Source organism: Hydrogenovibrio marinus, from assembly GCF_013340845.1.
GTDB lineage: Bacteria > Pseudomonadota > Gammaproteobacteria > Thiomicrospirales > Thiomicrospiraceae > Hydrogenovibrio > Hydrogenovibrio marinus.
This window is the reverse complement of sequence record NZ_AP020335.1, coordinates 882,573-899,549: the sequence shown is the minus strand read 5'-3', so window position 1 is coordinate 899,549 and position 16,977 is coordinate 882,573. Positions and strand designations below refer to the sequence as shown.

General features: G+C 48.7%; 15 protein-coding genes. All 15 read right to left on the bottom strand.

The window, feature by feature from the left end; genetic code table 11:
- Positions 1-4: 4 nt before the first annotated feature.
- Positions 5-1,768, bottom strand: a complete 1,764-nt coding sequence (locus HVMH_RS04120; RefSeq protein WP_232087813.1) for an SLC13 family permease — start codon at positions 1,766-1,768, stop codon at positions 5-7.
- On the bottom strand, positions 1,761-3,164 hold the full coding sequence (gene cysN, locus HVMH_RS04115; protein ID WP_029908199.1) for a sulfate adenylyltransferase subunit CysN: 1,404 nt from the start codon (positions 3,162-3,164) through the stop codon (positions 1,761-1,763). The genes HVMH_RS04120 and cysN overlap by 8 nt, the downstream gene beginning before the upstream one ends.
- Positions 3,164-4,054 carry a sulfate adenylyltransferase subunit CysD gene (cysD, locus tag HVMH_RS04110; protein ID WP_029908197.1) on the bottom strand — a complete coding sequence of 297 codons (891 nt, stop codon included), beginning with the start codon at positions 4,052-4,054 and terminating at the stop codon, positions 3,164-3,166. The genes cysN and cysD overlap by 1 nt, the downstream gene beginning before the upstream one ends.
- Entirely contained in the window at positions 4,032-5,459 is a 1,428-nt protein-coding gene (gene cysG / locus HVMH_RS04105) for a siroheme synthase CysG (protein WP_202904104.1), read from the bottom strand. The genes cysD and cysG overlap by 23 nt, the downstream gene beginning before the upstream one ends.
- 7 nt (positions 5,460-5,466) lie before the next feature.
- Complete coding sequence (cysI, locus tag HVMH_RS04100; RefSeq protein WP_029908195.1) at positions 5,467-7,158, bottom strand: assimilatory sulfite reductase (NADPH) hemoprotein subunit; 1,692 nt, start codon at positions 7,156-7,158, stop codon at positions 5,467-5,469.
- Positions 7,158-8,966, bottom strand: coding sequence for an assimilatory sulfite reductase (NADPH) flavoprotein subunit (locus HVMH_RS04095; protein WP_051622908.1), 1,809 nt, complete (start codon positions 8,964-8,966; stop codon positions 7,158-7,160). The genes cysI and HVMH_RS04095 overlap by 1 nt, the downstream gene beginning before the upstream one ends.
- A gap of 297 nt (positions 8,967-9,263) precedes the next feature.
- Positions 9,264-9,701, bottom strand: a complete 438-nt coding sequence (locus HVMH_RS04090) for a SufE family protein (RefSeq protein ID WP_232087812.1) — start codon at positions 9,699-9,701, stop codon at positions 9,264-9,266.
- 499 nt (positions 9,702-10,200) lie between these two features.
- A complete protein-coding gene (locus HVMH_RS04085; RefSeq protein WP_029908192.1) occupies positions 10,201-10,863 on the bottom strand; it encodes a hypothetical protein in 663 nt (220 codons plus the stop codon).
- A 67-nt stretch (positions 10,864-10,930) separates the two neighbouring features.
- Positions 10,931-11,986, bottom strand: a complete 1,056-nt coding sequence (gene hypE / locus HVMH_RS04080; protein ID WP_029908190.1) for a hydrogenase expression/formation protein HypE — start codon at positions 11,984-11,986, stop codon at positions 10,931-10,933.
- The gene (hypD, locus tag HVMH_RS04075; protein WP_029908188.1) at positions 11,983-13,122 is read right to left on the bottom strand and encodes a hydrogenase formation protein HypD; all 1,140 of its coding nucleotides are present in this window, start codon (positions 13,120-13,122) and stop codon (positions 11,983-11,985) included. Before hypD ends, hypE begins: the two co-directional genes overlap by 4 nt.
- A gap of 1 nt (position 13,123) precedes the next feature.
- Positions 13,124-13,849: a D-sedoheptulose-7-phosphate isomerase gene (locus tag HVMH_RS04070; protein WP_081822666.1), complete on the bottom strand. Its 726-nt coding sequence runs from the start codon at positions 13,847-13,849 to the stop codon at positions 13,124-13,126.
- Positions 13,839-14,159, bottom strand: coding sequence for a HypC/HybG/HupF family hydrogenase formation chaperone (locus HVMH_RS04065; RefSeq protein ID WP_029908184.1), 321 nt, complete (start codon positions 14,157-14,159; stop codon positions 13,839-13,841). The genes HVMH_RS04070 and HVMH_RS04065 overlap by 11 nt, the downstream gene beginning before the upstream one ends.
- Before the next feature lie 76 nt (positions 14,160-14,235).
- Positions 14,236-15,717, bottom strand: a complete 1,482-nt coding sequence (locus HVMH_RS04060; protein WP_029908182.1) for a sigma-54-dependent transcriptional regulator — start codon at positions 15,715-15,717, stop codon at positions 14,236-14,238.
- Positions 15,714-16,604 (bottom strand): hydrogenase nickel incorporation protein HypB, encoded by an 891-nt coding sequence (gene hypB / locus HVMH_RS04055; protein WP_029908180.1) that lies wholly within the window; start codon positions 16,602-16,604, stop codon positions 15,714-15,716. The genes HVMH_RS04060 and hypB overlap by 4 nt, the downstream gene beginning before the upstream one ends.
- A 2-nt stretch (positions 16,605-16,606) precedes the next feature.
- A complete protein-coding gene (gene hypA / locus HVMH_RS04050) occupies positions 16,607-16,939 on the bottom strand; it encodes a hydrogenase maturation nickel metallochaperone HypA (RefSeq protein WP_029908179.1) in 333 nt (110 codons plus the stop codon).
- Between the last annotated feature and the right edge of the window lie 38 nt (positions 16,940-16,977).

Genomic DNA, 16,977 nt, shown 5'->3' with positions numbered 1-16,977 from the left:
CCTGTTAAAATGGCCAAACTAGCGGAATGACCGCCAGCGACACGGTTGCACAAATTAAATTCAGTGGAATACCCAGACGCAGAAAATCCACTAACCGGTAACCTCCAGGACCTGCCACCATCAGATTGGTCTGATAGCCGATCGGCGTCAGAAAGCTCGCCGAAGCCGCCATCATGACGGCAACCACAAAAGGCAGAAAACTCACTCCCAGCTGACCGGCCAGCTCCGTTGACACCGAAAACATCAATACTGCCGCCGCGTTGTTGGTCACAAGCTCGGTCAGAAGAGCCGTGATCATATAGATAAGAATCAACGCCAGCAACGGCGCTGTTCCAACCATCCCTAGCAACGATTCAACCAGCCAATGGCTGACGCCGGTTTTCGACATCGCCGACGCCAGGGCGAAAGACGCGGCAATCGTAATCAACGTCATCAAATCCACGTAGCGACGCGCTTTGACAATGTTCACGCAACCGCTGGCAAGCATTGCTCCAGCAGCCAGAAGCGCAGCCTCCAACATCGGTACAAATGCAAATGCCGTCAACAAGAGCATCAAAAACAAAATACTCATCGCCCACGGAGCTTTGCGAAAGTTCGGCGGCGGCTCGTCGGCCAGAGTACTGACCAGGAGGAAATCCTTACGGAAACGATACTGTTCGACAAAACTCGGCCCGGCTTCCAGTAGCATGGCATCCCCCAGCGTCAATTTCACTTCATCCAGTTCCTGAGTCAGGTGATTGCCTCCCCGGGAAATCGCCAAAACCCGAGCCTGGTACCGCTCCCAGAATTTCAGCATTTTCAAGGGTTCACCCAATCCCGGAAAATCGGAACTCAGAATCACCTCGATCAAACTGGTATGCGGCGCCGAAAGCGACGTCGGTGCTTCGCCAAGCAGTTTCAGCCCGGGATATTGGCGCAATCTCTGACTCGCAAGCGGGTGACCTTTCAGCCATAAAACATCACCTGCCTGTAGAATCACCTGTTCCGGATCTTCGGAAATCCACTCTCTGTTACGTTGAATGCCCTGCCACTTTCCATGCTGCAAATGCTTCAAATCGGTCGAAGCCAGAGGCTTCCCAATGCAGGGCGCCGACGGCAATATTTCAACCCGAACTTGATAAAGCCTTGCATCCGCAGGCATGGCGATCGGATTTTTGCGCTTGGGCAAAAGCTTGCCGGAAAAGAGCCACAAAAACAGACTGCCAATCACCAAGGTCGGCAATCCGACCCAAGCAATGTCAAACATCCCCAGAGAAAAATGTTTGTCGGCCTGCAACAATCCGACCACAACCAGATTGGTACTGGTTCCGATCAGCGTCAGGCTGCCGCCCATAATCGCCAGAAAACTCAAGGGCATTAACAATTGAGAAGGAGAAATACGCAATCTGACCGCCCACTGCTGAATCACCGGAATGAAAATCGATACTATGGTGGTGTTATTCATCAACCCGCTCAGACCAGCGATCGGAACAATCATATTGCCAATGGCTCCGCGCTGGGTAGCAGGACGCCCCAACAGCCAGTGTCCGAGCCAGTAAACGGCACCGGTTTCTCTTAAGCCCGCGGCAACCACGTACAGCAATGCGATTGTCATCACTCCGGGGTTAGCGAACCCTGCAAAGGCTTCCACCGGGCTCAGAATTCCGCTGACTAGAAGCACGCACAACGCAAACATCATCAATACATCGGCGGCAATATTCGTCACGGCCATGGCGAGTAACACCAGAATAACCATGCCAAGAGTCAGTCCTGCCTGCCACTCAATCATCGGATTCACCCGCCGATCTCGGCAGGTCACGAATATGCCAATGCGGGAAATGCTTGCGCATAAGAGCATTCAGTTCCAGTTCAAAATCGGAAAACTGCTGCTGCTTTTTCTGCCGAATTTCGCGAATCATCCCCGCGGCAACCGTCGCATTGCTGAAGCGGTCGATCAAAATAAAAGCGCCGATGCCTTTCCGATAACAATCCAGCAAGGTGGATTCGGCCAATTCGATAGAAACCAGACCGATTTCATTCATCTGTAATCCCGACGCCGGTTCTCTTTCATATCGATTGATATCGATCTTGTGGTCGACTTTGCTTACGCAAGCCTCGGTCTGACGAGCGGCAAACTTAATATAAAAACTCTGCCCTTCCTGCATTCTCTGCTCGTCAAACCAGACCAGATGCGCATCAAAGCAGTTTGAAAACCCGACCTCTTCCGTTTCCGGAATGATCCAGTCTCCGCGACTGATATCCCGTTCATCCTGTAAAACGACAGTAACCGCCTGACCGGCTTCCGCAACGTCGAGATCACCATCGAAAGTCACCAGACGTTTGATGCGCGAACGCTGCTCCCCCGGATAGATTTTCACCGCCTGGCCAAATTGCAGACAACCGGATTGAACCGTACCGCTGTACCCGCGAAAATCAGCATTCGGTCGATTCACCCATTGCACGCTGAAACGGTTCGGTGCCGGCTCTGACACAGCCTCGACCGAAAGATTTTCCAGATATGGTAAAAGCGCTTCACCTTGATACCAGGGCATTTTGTCGCCTTTTTCCAGCGTATTCTCGCCTTTCAATGCCGATACCGGAATCGAATAGCTACTGACGCCTCCCAGCGTCTGGCTGATTGTCTCCAGTTCTCTTTGAATTGCATCGAACACCTGCTCGTCGTAGTTCACCAAATCCATTTTATTAATGGCGACAATCCAGTTTCGGATACCCAGAGCATGGCAGATAAAAGCATGACGGCGGGTTTGGCTCTGCACGCCATAGCGCGCATCCACCAATAAAATCGCCGCTTCTGCGGTTGAAGCGCCCGTCACCATGTTTCGAGTGTACTGCTCGTGTCCCGGCGTATCGGCAATGATGAATTTACGTTTGTCGGTTGAAAAAAAACGGTATGCAACGTCGATGGTAATCCCTTGTTCACGTTCGGCCTGCAGTCCGTCAACCAGCATCGCCAGCTCCAGATCGCCTTCAGCATTTTTACCCTTCACATCGTGATGAAGTCCCTGCAGCTGATCTTCATACAGCTGATGGCTGTCAAACAGCAAACGGCCAAGAAGCGTGCTTTTTCCGTCATCAACACTTCCGCAAATAAGTAAGCGCATCAGCGATTTACTGCGATGCTGTTGCAGATAGTTCCGAATATCGATTGCCTGTGATTCACTCATTAGAAATAGCCCTCCCGCTTTTTCTGTTCCATTCCAGATTGATCCTGATCAATCGCCCGTCCCTGCCGTTCCGAAGTCGTGGCTCCCACCGTTTCCGCCACCACGTCTTCCAAAGTCATCGCCCGCGACTCTATAGCTCCAGTTAGTGGATAACAGCCTAGAGTACGGAATCGAACCCATTTTTCTTCCGGTTCTTCGCCTGCCTGCAATGGCATGCGTTCATCGTCACGCATAATCCACATGCCGTCTCGACGCAGCACAGGACGCGGTTTGGCAAAATACAAAGGAACCAGTTCAATCTGTTCTTGCAAGATATACAGCCAGATGTCCAACTCGGTCCAGTTGGACAAAGGAAACGCGCGAATGCTTTCCCCTTCATCGAGCGCTGCGTTGTAGATATTCCACAATTCCGGACGTTGTGCCTTCGGTTCCCAGCGATGGTGACGATCACGAAACGAATAAATACGTTCCTTGGCTCTCGACTTCTCTTCATCTCGACGGGCTCCGCCGATCGCCGCATCAAAACCATGCAGCGACAAAGCCTGTTTCAATGCCTGGGTTTTCATCAGATCGGTATGCTTAGAACTGCCGTGAACAAACGGATTTATGCCGATTTCTAACCCTTGCTGATTTTGATAAATCAACAAATCAAAACCGTGTTTTTCAGCCTGTCGATCACGAAACTCTATCATCTCCCGAAACTTCCAGTCCGTATCGACATGCAATAACGGAAACGGAATGCATCCGGGATAAAATGCTTTGCGGGCCAGGTGCAGCAAAACCGAAGAATCTTTGCCGATCGAATACAACATCACCGGTTTTTTAAACTCCGCGGCGACTTCTCTCAAAATATGAATGCTTTCTGCTTCAAGCTGTTCTAAATGCGTCATTTTCTATATCCTTGTTTAATTCATGCGATGTGCCCCACCAAGCGAGCTTTTCCGCCAGCGCACACACCTCGCCGACAATCAGCAAAGCCGGGCTCTTGATCTGTTCCGCTTCAACCGTACGGGTCAGTTCTTCCAAACAGGTCAGCACCACCCTCTGTTGCGGCAAAGTGCCGTTTTCGATAATCGCCACCGGCGTCTGCCTTTCACGACCGAACTGCAGGAGCCCATCACGAATTTCCGAACTTCGAATCAGTCCCATATAGATCACCAGCGTCTGTCCGGACTGAGCCAAAGCGCGCCAATCCGACATTTCGCCGCCCGGCTTGCAATGCCCGGTTACCAGCTGAACCGTCCGGGAATAATCGCGATGTGTCAGCGGAATACCTGCATAAGCGGCGCATCCAACCGCTGCACTGATTCCCGGGACAATCCGATAATCGATACCAACCGCTTTTAAAGCCTCACATTCCTCACCACCGCGCCCGAAAATGAACGGATCACCGCCCTTCAGACGGCAGACCGATAATCCTTGCTGCGCCAGATGAATCAATAACTGGTTGATTTCTTCCTGAGACATCGAATGACAGCCGGCCTTTTTGGCCACGCTGATACGCTCGGCATCACGGCGTGCCAGCTCAAGAATCTCCGCTGAAACCAGGCCGTCATGGACAATCACATCCGCTTGCTGCATCACCTGCAGAGCCTTAATAGTCAGCAGCTCAGGATCACCCGGCCCAGCGCCAACCAGTGAGACACAACCTCGATCCTCTGCAAATACCTGCAGTTTGTGATCCAAAAGCTTCTGTGCGCCCTCCTGATCGTTGTTTTCCACTCGACGAGCGATCTCGCCCCGAAACGTCTGTTCCCAAAAAGCCCGACGTTGCCCGACATCCGGCAAAGCCGATTTCACTCGGCTTCGGTTATGCTGCGCCAAGCGACCGAGTCCAGACAGACTTTGCGGTAATATCCGCTCAAGTTGCTCACGAGTCTGACGAGCCAGCACCGGAGCATGGCCTCCGCTGGAAACCGCCAGCATCAATGGACTGCGATCGATGATTGCCGGTAAAATAAAACGACACAGTTCGGCATCGTCCACCACATTCACCGGAACTCCCTGTAATTCGGCAGCATGAAAGACCTGCAGATTGACGCTTTTCTGATCCGTAGCAGCGATCACCAGGCGCATGCCTGCAAGCTGATCGGGATGAAAACCTCCCTGAAACCACAGTAATTCATTTTCGGAACAGAGGATTTCCAGATCGGGACACAATTGTGGTGCAACCAGATTGATCTGCGCTCCCGCCTGACGTAATAAACGAATTTTTCGCAAGGCCACGTCGCCCCCGCCAACCACTAATACCGGCTGGCGTTTCAAATCAACAAAAATCGGCAAATAGTCCATCATCGGTTCCTTAAGACAGATGGTCGTGAAAATCACGTCCTTCGAGCGTGGCCTTGATGTGCCCCGCACGAATCACAAAATCACCAAATGCTTCATCGTTCATCCTTTCCGCCGCATAGGCTCCGAGCAATGCGTCAAGCAGCGTCAAAATCTGCTCTTCGGTGATATTTTCCCGGTACAGCTTATTCAAACGGGTTCCTTTACCATCACCGCCCAGATACAGGTTGTAACGCCCTAGTGCCTTACCGACCAGAGCAATTTCTGCCAGAAATGGGCGGGCGCAACCATTAGGGCAACCTGTGATGCGCAGAACGATTGGTTTAGATTCAAGTTGGTGTTTTCGCTGCAGTGTGACGAACTTCTCGACGAAACTTCCCAGATAGCGCTCAGCTTCGGCCATTGCCAGCGTACAGGTCGGCAAAGCAACACATGCCATGGAATGCAGATGCTGAGGCGCAAGCCCATCCTTAAGCAACCCATATTCGCGGGCAATCGCTTCGATACGCGCGCACTCGGCTTTCGGCACCCCGGCAACAATCAAATTCTGACTGGCGGTGATCCGGAAATCCCCCTGATGAATTTTGGCAATTTCAGCTAGGCCTGTTTGCAAGCGGCCAGGTTCGCCGTCCTTAATCCGTCCGTTTGGTATGAACAGCGTCAAATGCCGCAAACCATCCATCCCGTCAACCCACCCGAAACGATCGGTATGCTGGGTGAATTCGTAAGGACGACCTTCTGCAAATACCACTCCGCAACGGCTTTCAACCTCTTGCCTGAAAACTTCCACTCCCAGACGGTCAACGGTATATTTCAGGCGGGCAAAACGCCGTTCACCGCGATTACCGTGATCACGCTGCGCCGTAACCACTGCCGTCGCGACGTCCAGCACCTGTTCCTTGAGGATAAAACCGAGATTCGAAGCCATGCGCGGATAGGTTTGCTTATCGCCATGCGTGCTGCCCATGCCGCCGCCAACAAGGACATTGAAACCGATCAACTCGCCTTGTTCGGCAATCGCCACAAAACTCAGATCGTTGGCATGCACATCGACGTCATTGTGCGGTGGAACCGCAACGGCAATCTTGAACTTGCGCGGCAGATACGTTTTTCCATAGATCGGTTCCTGGTCTTCGGCGCCGGAAGGATTCGGTTCATCCATCCAGATCTGATAATAGGCCCGAGTCGACGGCAGCAAATGCTCGGAAATCTGCACAGCATAGGCATAAGCTTCGTGATGCAGACGCGACTCAACAGGGTTCGGATTGCACAAAACCTGACGATTCACGTCGCCGCAGGCAGCGATAGAATCCAGCATGATCTTGTCCAGCCCCTGAATCAACGGCTTGATATTACGTTTTAAAATACCGTGATATTGGAACGTCTGGCGTGTCGTCAGACGCAAGGTACCGCTTTCGGTCAACTTCAGCGCCAGTTCATTGGCCGCCAACCACTGACTCGGGGAAACGATTCCGCCGGGAATCCGCACTCGCAGCATGGCCGAATAAAGCGGCTCCAGCTTGCGTTCTTTGCGATCCTTACGCAGATCTCGATCATCCTGCTGATAGAAACCATGAAACTTGATCAACTGCTGATCGTCTTCCGAAAAGGCTCCCGTCACTTGACTGTTCAGCGCCTCGGCAATTGTGCCGCGCAAATAATTCGATTCGCTTTTGATACGTTCGTTATCGCTTAATTGAGTCATCAATACACGTCCTTCTGGTAGCGTTTTTCCTGTTTTAACTGGTCAAGGTAAGCCTCGGCCTCTTCCTGGCTGCGGTTTCCATGTTCGGCAATCACATCAATCAGAGCTTGATGGACATCCTTTGCCATGCGCGAAGCATCGCCACACACATAGACAAAAGCTCCGCGCTGCAGCCATTCGAAAAATGTTTTGCCTTCTTCTTTCAAGCGATGCTGAACATAAATCCGCGCCGCTTGATCTCTGCTGAAAGCGGTATTCATTCGAGTTAGCAGCCCGCTGCGCAGCCATTCCTGCCACTCCTGCTGATAGAGAAAATCCTCGCAAAAACGGCTATTGCCGAAAAACAGCCAGTTTTCCCCCTGAGCTCCGGTCTGCTCGCGATGCTGCAAAAAGCTGCGGAAAGGAGCGATACCGGTTCCTGGACCGATCATAATCACCGGTGTTTGAGGGTCTTGCGGTAATTTGAATTCCGAAGGCTGAACAAACACGCGAATGTCGTCGCCCTCCTTGAGAGAGGCGAGGCAACCGCTGGCGCCGCCGTAATGCGTGCTGCCGAAAGCATCATATTCCACGGTACGGACCGTCAAGTGCACTTCTTCGCCGACTTCCGACTGCGCCGAAGCAATTGAGTAAAAGCGCGCTTGCTGCTTACGCAACATGTCCGCCAAATCCTGAGCCTCCAGCCTGCACGGGAATTCGGCAACAATGTCATAAATCTGCCGTTCTGCCAGATAAGCTCTCAAAGCTGAGGCGTCCGCAACGGTCTCCCGTAACAGGTTTATCCCTTGCGTATGATTGGGGTGTTCGGCGTAGGCCTTGGCAAAATTCGGGTAACTCTGTGTCAGTTCGAACTTTTCAAGTAATGCGTGTCGCAGTTCGACCACCTCTCCATCAAGTTGCACCGTTTCCGTTCCTTTCAAAGAGAGGATTTTCAACAGATCATCCACCGAAGCCGCATTGTTCCGAAAATAAACCCCCAGAACATCACCCGGCTGATACTGAATTCCGGAATCCTCTAAAGAAATTTCATAGTGGCGAATATCCTTGATGGAACCCGGTGCCGTAATAGCCTGATTCACCAGCAACTGCGCCTTGAATGGCGTCTGTTTGCCGTACTCTGAACTAGGGACATTCCAATCCGAAGCTATCGCACAGGAAGATTCCTCTGGCTGTTGCGCCTTCAAAACGCTCACCAGTTGCTCGCTCCAGGAATTTGCCTCTTGTTCATAGTCGACATCCAGCGCCTGAACAGGCAAAAACGCCTTGCCACCGAGCTCGGAAAAGCGTCGATCGGCATCAATCGCAGCCTGGCAAAAGAATTCGTAAGAACGGTCTCCAAGACCCAATACTGCAAAAGACAGATGCTTTAAATCCGGCGCACGTTTGCCGGACAGAAGTTTGAAGAAGCTTTCCGCCGATTCCGGCGGTTCGCCTTCGCCCTGAGTAGATGTGATCAGCACCAGCCTGCTCTCTTCTTTCAACAGGCCCGGTTTAAAATCGGATATGTTTGTCAATTCCGCTGCCAAGCCAGCCTGACACAAGCTTTTATGCAGCTGCTCCGCCAAACTTTGAGCGTTCCCGGTTTGCGAGGCAAATAGGATTCTTACTGGTTTTATGTTGGAAACTGGCGATTTTGCAGCCGCCGTAGAAGGCAAAATTTCCTGCTTGAAGCCATCCCATCCTCTGGCAGCCAAATAACCGCTTAACCATGCCAGTTTGAAAGGAGAAGCACCATTCACCAGTTTTTCAATTCCGTCTCTCTCGTGCGGCTCAAATAGCAATAAAGCCGGGTCCGTATAATCTGACATAACTTGTGTATCCTAAAAATAATAATTGTTCCAGTTTGAAGTGACACAGATTACTGTATATTTAACATTAAATAAAATGATATATATTGATTTATAAATCTAATTTTAAGATATAAAAGCATTAAAAAAATAGCGAGATATATATTTTAACTTTACTTACTACTAGTGGTTTTATTTGACCTAAATTGACAGATTTCGATTATAAAAAATTACTTTTCAAGAAAGATATAAATGGTATTAAAGAAAAAGAAACAGGTATTATCCGGTCGAGGACAAGAAACTGATATAGTATAAATATCAGATAGATAAATACATTTTAGCCTCATCTCTGATACGCTTTATCATGTGATATAGCCCAGTCGAACGATTTGGAGAAAGCTCTTGTAATAATCCTGTTCTAGCCAAAAAGTCTAGCGAGGTATGTACGATTTCCTCGGGAGATCGACCATTGTAAATTTTGAGTAGTAACACAATTAGCCCGGAAACAATTGCAGCATCGCTTTTTGCTTTTATAAAAAGTAAGCCGTTCTTATTTTCTATATGAATCCAGACTTGCGACTGGCAGCCATGAATTCGATTCTCTTCTGTTAAAAAAGAAGTGTTCAAATTTTGCAACTGCTTACCCATATCAATCAAATAGCGATAGCGATCTTTGGCGCGACTAAAATGCGTAAAACGCCTGACTAAGTCGGCTTGAACCTCATCTATTCCCATTGAAGAAACTGCACAACTCACCCTATTTCACCTCCCTTAATTTTTTATATAATTAAGATATAACTTTAGCGTTTCAGAACGCAAAAACCCTTTTACCTAAATAATTAAATAATATAGATAAAGGGTTTAAATTAAGCTCAATTTCTTAAATAGGTAACTGACTTTAAAGCGTAATGTTCTTGGTTCAACTGGATGAAAATGTATATCATCTACGACTTGTGCTAGCTCAGCAGACGAAAGTCGTGAAGTGTAGTAATAGTCAATATCATGATCGTGACTATCTCGTAGATAAAATACCTCTAATTCAGCCTTCATTACTTCGAAGCGTAACCCACCCCCGCAATCAAAATCGCATTTAACTATTCTCGCTAGTCAATAATGAACGCGTACATCTACATAAAGAAGTCGTAATAATTGGGCTACCCCAATTTCAGCATGTGACTGATACCAGCACTGATCGTTATCCGGCAAAGCACCTTTTTTATTTTTTGTAAAAGGCATGCTCTACAAAGCTCCTAATTTAAAAAAACAATGCATGACTACCAACCAGAATTGAACCCAATCCAGCAACAGAAAACGCTGCGTTAATATTGCGTTTGGTGGTCAACAAATTTTCATTTACAAACGCAATCAACACTCCAAAAAGCAGAAATATAGACATAACTCCCAGTGAGAAGCTCGCTACCATCAATAAAGAGACGGAGTGTCCTGAAATCGCTGCCAATGTTATTAACATTCCTCTAATGCCCCCAATTCCCATCAAGGTACCCAGCGTAACAACCGAAGTTAATCGCGTTTTTTGTTCAACACGCCGTCCTGAAACATTATGAGAATGAGTGCGCCCAAACCAGATATGCGTATGGGTCACCCCATTATGCTGGTGCTGATGCAGTTGAATACGTCTGCTAAAAACCAGAAACAGCAGATACGCACCAACCCCTATAAGCACTGACGAAGCAATCGCATCACCATAAGCAAGAATCTCTGCAGGAATATGTATATGTTGAAGAATTTTTGCAAACACAAATAAAGTTAAGCCATGGGCAACTGCAAACCCAATCGTATAAAAAAGTGTTTTTCGTCGGTTTTGCCCAATCGAAAAATCAGCTATCGCCATCAGGTGATCAGGGCCAAATGCGTGCAAAATGCCATAATAAAAAATAACCAATAAACCGAATTCCATGCTCAGCCTCTCTTTTTAAACAGGTTTCAACCTGAAGGGTAATCGAACCAGTCTGGACAGACCGGATTTAACAGATTCTCGGAAGCTGCTCACCGACCAACATATCGACCACTCGCTTGCCTCCGAAATCAGACTGCATAACCACCCGTTCTCGGTGATCGGCAACCACTTCGGCAACCATCGCCGAATTCATGCCTGCCGGATGAGTACGCATCAATTGCAACGCCTGTTCAGCAGAATCGGCTGGAATAACCAGTGCGACCTTGCCCTCGTTAGCGAGATATAAAGGGTCCAAACCAAGCACTTCACACACACCGCGAACTTCCGGTTTAATCGGAATTTGCCCTTCGTCAATAAGAATGCCAACTCCGGCTCCCTGAGCATATTCGTTCAACACCGTTGCCAGGCCACCGCGGGTCACATCCCTCATCGCATGTATCGGAATGCCTTCCGAAAGCAATAATTGAATTAAGCTAGTCAAAGCTGCACAATCAGATGTAATAGTTGTTTCTAATGCCAACTCTCCCCGTGCGGCTAGAATGGCTACGCCGTGATCTCCGATGTCACCGTTAATCAGAATCTTGTCCCCGATCTTAATATGAGTGATCCCTGAGTCAAGTCCGACTTCAAGTACACCGATTCCGGCAGTATTGATAAACAGCTTGTCACAGCTACCTCTATCCACAACTTTGGTATCACCAGTTACAATCCGTACATCGGCTACTTGAGCCGCAACGGCCATGTCCGCTAAAATCTCAATCAGCTCCGCAAACGCCAAACCTTCTTCGATGATCAGACCACAGCTCAAATACAGTGGCTGGGCGCCGGATACGGCTAGATCGTTCACTGTTCCGTTGATGGCCAGATGCCCGATACTGCTACCGGGAAAGCGAATCGGCGTCACCACATACGAATCCGTGGTCATACAAAGACGGCCGCTTTGCGGAAGCGGCAGTCTGGCCTGATCTTCCAGCGGTGAATCTGATGGCTTACCGAAAAACGGCAGAATCACCTGATCAATTAACTGTTGCATGGCTTTACCACCACTACCGTGAGCCAAAGTAATCACCTGATCACCAAAGCTTTCGACTAACTGCTGTTTAAGGGTTTCTATAACTTTCATCGATTTACAACCTGGGAAATAGGAATTTCAATTTGTCCGTAATGGTAATGGGCTGCACAGGCGCCTTCGGTCGAAACCATCAATGCACCGATGGGGGTTTGTGGTGTACATGATTTACCGAACAACTTGCACTGTTCCGGCTTGATAACTCCTGTAACGACTTCACCGCATTGCGCTGCATCCGGATCGGCAATTTTCAGTCTCGGCATGGCGAACTTACGTTCGGCGTCAAAATCAGCATATTTCTCACGTATGCGCACCCCGGAGTGGTCAATCGATCCCATACCACGCCATTCAAAAAACTCTCGAAGTTCGAACACATCCCCAATCGAGTGCAAAGCGACTTGATTCCCCGTTTTCGGAACGATGCGTTCATACTGATTTTCTACTTCGCAACGACCGTCAACGAGCTGTTTAACTAGCATATAAACAGACTGAAGAATGTCTAACGGTTCAAATCCTGCAATTACCAATGGTCTGTTGTAATCTCTGGAAATAAATTCATAAGGCTGAGAGCCTATCACCATACTGACGTGTCCTGGTCCCAAAAAACCATCCAAACGCATATCAGGTGAATCTAGCATCGCCTTAATCGTCGGAATAATAGTAATATGATTACAGAACAAGGAGAAATTTTTTACATGCTCTTGTGCTGCCTGCTGAAGCGTCAAAGCGGTGCTTGGCATAGTGGTTTCAAACCCTAAACCAAAGAAGACCACTTCACGCTCCGGATTCTGTTTCGCAATCTGCAGGGCATCCAGCGGCGAATATACCATTCTGACATCGTGTCCTTCAGCTTTTGCCTGTAGCAGACTTTTTTTTGAACCAGGCACCCGCATAGCATCACCGAAGGTCGTGAAAATCACGTCTGGCCGCTCGGCAATAGAAATGCAATCGTCAACAACTCCCATCGGCAACACACACACAGGACAGCCTGGCCCGTGAATAAATTCGATTTCTTCGGGTAAAAATTGTGCCAGACCGTAACGGAAGATCGAGTGCGTATGGCCTCCACACACTTCCATAAATTGTAACGGGCGCTGCTTGGAAACATTCAGTGTCTTAACCTGTTCGGCGATTTTTTTGGCGATCGCCATCGCCTGCTTGCCATTACGGAATTCATCGACATATTTCATCTTATTTCCCAACCTGTTTTTTGCGGTCATCGGCCAGAAGCGAATGAACCATATCCCATAAAATGTGGTATGTCGTCAGATGGCTTTCCTGAATTCGGTGGATGCTCATACTTTCGACGATCAAGCAAATATCCACATCCGTACTTTTTGCCATATCACCACCATCCATTCCGGCAAAACCAATGGTATGCAGTTTCAGCTCTTTCGCTTTAGCAAAGGCCTGCATTAAGTTTTCGGAACAGCCACTGGTGGAAAATCCAACAAGAACATCACCGCTTCTTGCCTGTGCAATTAATTGTCTGACAAAGGCATTGTTAAATCCCAGATCGTTGCTTGCAGCAGTAATCATGGTTGAATCCGCTCCCAAGTTGATAGCCGGAAGCGCCGGCCTGCCTGCCGTGACCGGATGCAGAAATTCCACGGCAAGATGCGAGGCATCGCAACTGGACCCACCATTCCCCATTGAGAACATTTTGCTGCCATGCCGGTAAACATCGGCAATGCATTTGGCGGCCATCAACAGTTTGCTTTCCTGCGATTTAAAGTAGGCAAGTTTAACCTGAACACTCTCTTGGACTTTCTGTTGGACCGAAGCGATAAGTGTTTCGTCGGAGAGGCCAAAAGGCGCCGAGTCCCTTTCGTCAGAAGTCTCAGTCGGCACTGACACTTTATCCCCGGCAAAGGGATAAAATCCGCTGAGGATGCTGTTGGTTGATTTATCCTGCATGACTTTTCTCCTCCGGAGGCGTCTGACGAAGAGACTGCTCACTCTCTTTCATAGCATCCAATTCTTCGTCAACTTCGCCAAGCTCTTTGAGAATCGCCAGCGTTTTGCCCGCCTCTTCCTCGTCAATCCGGCTCATGGCGAATCCGACATGAACCAGAACCCAGTATCCAATACAACTGTCTACCGGTGAACCGGGTTCGACCACACAGGCAACATTCACTTCTCGCCTGACACCGGAAACTTCAACCATCGCTAACTGACGTTCCGCATCTGTTATTTCAATCACTTGTCCGGGAATTCCTAAACACATCTCAACTCCTCCACCCTTCTTCTGTTTGCTATTTACGGGTTCTGACTGTCCGATCGAATGACATCTTCATTGATGTTTATCCGACCTTTTCACTGTTCACTCCACTACCAAGGTTTTCGGTAATACTGAAGCGTTCCATTTTTTGACGTAACCCAACGCGGGATAAACCAAGCTCCTCTGCCACTTTGGTTTTGTTCCAACGCAAGCGGATCAATGCCTCGCGAATGATCTGCTCTTCGATCTGCGCCACTTTTTCTTTCAGAGAACCGTTGACGCCGGACACCCACTCCAATTCCATTTCCATATCTTCCGGAGCGGCGCGCAAAACACGCGACGAACAGAACTCCGCACGCAAAGGTTCACCCTGCGGCGTCATCATAAAGCTGCGTCCAATCTCGTTCTGCAATTCACGAATGTTGCCCGGCCAACGATAATCCATCAAGCATTGCATCATTTCATCGGTAAAACCACTGAACGGGCGGGCATATTGCTCGCAAAGATGCTTCAAGAAGGCATTTGCTAGCAACGGAATATCTTCTGTACGTTCATGCAGAGAAGGCAGTTGAACGACATAACCGACTAGGCGATAAAACAAATCCTCACGGAAACGACCGGCTTTGACTTCTTCTTCCAGATTACGGTTAGTCGCTGCCACAATACGAACATCAACCTTTCGTGGTTTGGAGTGTCCCAGCGGACGAATTTCGCCTTCCTGTAGCACTCTCAACAACTTGACCTGAAACGACTGGGAAATTTCACCGATCTCGTCCAGAAACAGAGTCCCACCACTGACCTGCTCTAACAGACCGACGTGATCCATATAGGCTCCGGTAAACGCGCCTTTTTTATAGCCGAATAATTCGCTCTCTAACAGCTGATCCGGCAAAGCTCCACAGTTTTCAGCCAAAAAAGGGCCATCCGATCGCGCTGAGTTATAGTGAATCGCTCTGGCAAACAGCTCTTTTCCCGTCCCGGATTCACCGGCAATCAGAACCGGAAAATCGAACGAAGAAATCTGACACACCCGTTGAATTACCTTATCTAGCAAACCATCTGGCGTACGTACGATTTCGTCACAATCATAGGTTTTCTTTAACTGTTCTTTCTTCTGCTTGACTTCTTTTTCAAGCGCACTCGGTGCAACTTTCAACTCCACCGACAGCAGACGGTTTTCACGCTGTAGCTCGAACAGTTCTACCGCATTCATTAAAGTATGGATCAACTGCTCCGGCTGCCACGGCTTTTCTATATATTGATAAATGCCAGCTTCATTCACACCACGAATAGTGTCTTCCAGACTGGAATAGCCAGAAAGCAATACTCGAATGACATCCGGCCATTGCTCTTTGACTCGGATTAAAAACGACACTCCAGTCTCTTTCGGCATTCGATGGTCACACACCAGAACCTGAATATATTCAAAACGCAGGATTTCTTCGGCCTCTTCGGCCGACAAGGCGGTATAAACCTTAAAATCCTTACGCAAGGTCCGCTTCAAAGTGGCGACTGATTTTTCGTCGTCATCAACAACTAGAACACTTGGCTTTTCCAAAATCATAGGCTGACATCCAGTGCAGACTCGACCGCTTTAACCTGAGACTGCATGCGTTCGACAAACTGACTGAGCTTGTTGTTTCGGCGTGTGACTAGCCAGTTCAGCCACTCAGACATTCCTTCCCCACTTTTCGCCGAAACCAACAGTACTTCAATATTCGGGTTTACTCTTTGCGCGTACTTGATGCAGGCATCAACATCAAACTCCAAATAAGGCAGTAAATCGACCTTATTGAGTACCATCAAATCTGCAGCCGCAAACATATCCGGATATTTGATCGGCTTATCCTCCCCTTCAGTCACCGAAAGAATCGCCACTTTATGATCTTCTCCAAGGTCAAATGCCGATGGGCAAACCAGATTGCCGACATTTTCGATAAACAGGACACCGTAATCTTCTACATCAAGGTGAGAAACTGCATGCCCAACCATATGGGCGTCCAAGTGACAGCCTTTTCCGGTATTGACCTGAATCGCAGGCACTCCTGTAGCTCTAATTCGGTCGGCATCGTTAGCTGTTTGCTGATCGCCTTCAATCACGGCGACTGGTAATTTATTCTTCAAATGTTCGACGGTTTGTGTCAACAAAGTCGTCTTACCTGATCCTGGACTAGAAACCAGGTTTAAAACAAACAACCCTTTATGTCCGAAAGTATGTCGGTTCTCGTGAGCATATTCGTCGTTTTTCGACAAAATATTCTGTTCAATCTCGATCATTCTGCTCTGAGTCATCCCTGGAGCGTGAGCATGCGCCGGCCCCTGTCCGTAATGCAGATCGCCATTTTCACCATGCTGATGTTCCTGGTTATCGCCGTGATCATGACTATGAGCATGGGCGTGGGCGCCCTCAATGGAGACTTCACCTTCTCCGCAGCCGCAAACTGTACACATATTTACTCTACCTCTATCTCTTTAATACTCAGTATTTCCCCGCCGGTAACTTGCAGTCGGTGGCTACCGCAGGCAGGACAATCATCATAACGGTTTTCTATCTGAACATGCTTGGAACATCCCATACACCAAGCCTGCCCCTGCTCTTCGAGCACAACCAATTCGGCACCATCGGCGATCGAATTACGAGTCACAACATCCCAACCAAAACGAAGTGCATCGATTTCAACGCCGGAAAATATTCCCACTGTAAGCCAAACTTTTTTTACTTTCTGAAAATTCTGTTTCTGCGCTTCGCTTTCCAAAGAAAGAACAACGCCTTCGCAAATAGACATCTCATGCACAATTACCCCCTGTACCTATACTCTTTTAC

Excerpts from the sequence above, each read along its gene's own strand:
- HVMH_RS04120 (WP_232087813.1), bottom strand. The coding sequence starts at position 1,768 with ATGATTGAGTGGCAGGCAGGACTGACTCTTGGCATGGTTATTCTGGTG.
- cysN (WP_029908199.1), bottom strand. The coding sequence starts at position 3,164 with ATGAGTGAATCACAGGCAATCGATATTCGGAACTATCTGCAACAGCAT.
- cysD (WP_029908197.1), bottom strand. The coding sequence starts at position 4,054 with ATGACGCATTTAGAACAGCTTGAAGCAGAAAGCATTCATATTTTGAGA.
- cysG (WP_202904104.1), bottom strand. The coding sequence starts at position 5,459 with ATGATGGACTATTTGCCGATTTTTGTTGATTTGAAACGCCAGCCGGTA.
- cysI (WP_029908195.1), bottom strand. The coding sequence starts at position 7,158 with ATGACTCAATTAAGCGATAACGAACGTATCAAAAGCGAATCGAATTAT.
- HVMH_RS04095 (WP_051622908.1), bottom strand. The coding sequence starts at position 8,966 with ATGTCAGATTATACGGACCCGGCTTTATTGCTATTTGAGCCGCACGAG.
- HVMH_RS04085 (WP_029908192.1), bottom strand. The coding sequence starts at position 10,863 with ATGGAATTCGGTTTATTGGTTATTTTTTATTATGGCATTTTGCACGCA.
- hypE (WP_029908190.1), bottom strand. The coding sequence starts at position 11,986 with ATGAAAGTTATAGAAACCCTTAAACAGCAGTTAGTCGAAAGCTTTGGT.
- hypD (WP_029908188.1), bottom strand. The coding sequence starts at position 13,122 with ATGAAATATGTCGATGAATTCCGTAATGGCAAGCAGGCGATGGCGATC.
- HVMH_RS04070 (WP_081822666.1), bottom strand. The coding sequence starts at position 13,849 with ATGCAGGATAAATCAACCAACAGCATCCTCAGCGGATTTTATCCCTTT.
- HVMH_RS04065 (WP_029908184.1), bottom strand. The coding sequence starts at position 14,159 with ATGTGTTTAGGAATTCCCGGACAAGTGATTGAAATAACAGATGCGGAA.
- HVMH_RS04060 (WP_029908182.1), bottom strand. The coding sequence starts at position 15,717 with ATGATTTTGGAAAAGCCAAGTGTTCTAGTTGTTGATGACGACGAAAAA.
- hypB (WP_029908180.1), bottom strand. The coding sequence starts at position 16,604 with ATGTGTACAGTTTGCGGCTGCGGAGAAGGTGAAGTCTCCATTGAGGGC.
- hypA (WP_029908179.1), bottom strand. The coding sequence starts at position 16,939 with ATGTCTATTTGCGAAGGCGTTGTTCTTTCTTTGGAAAGCGAAGCGCAG.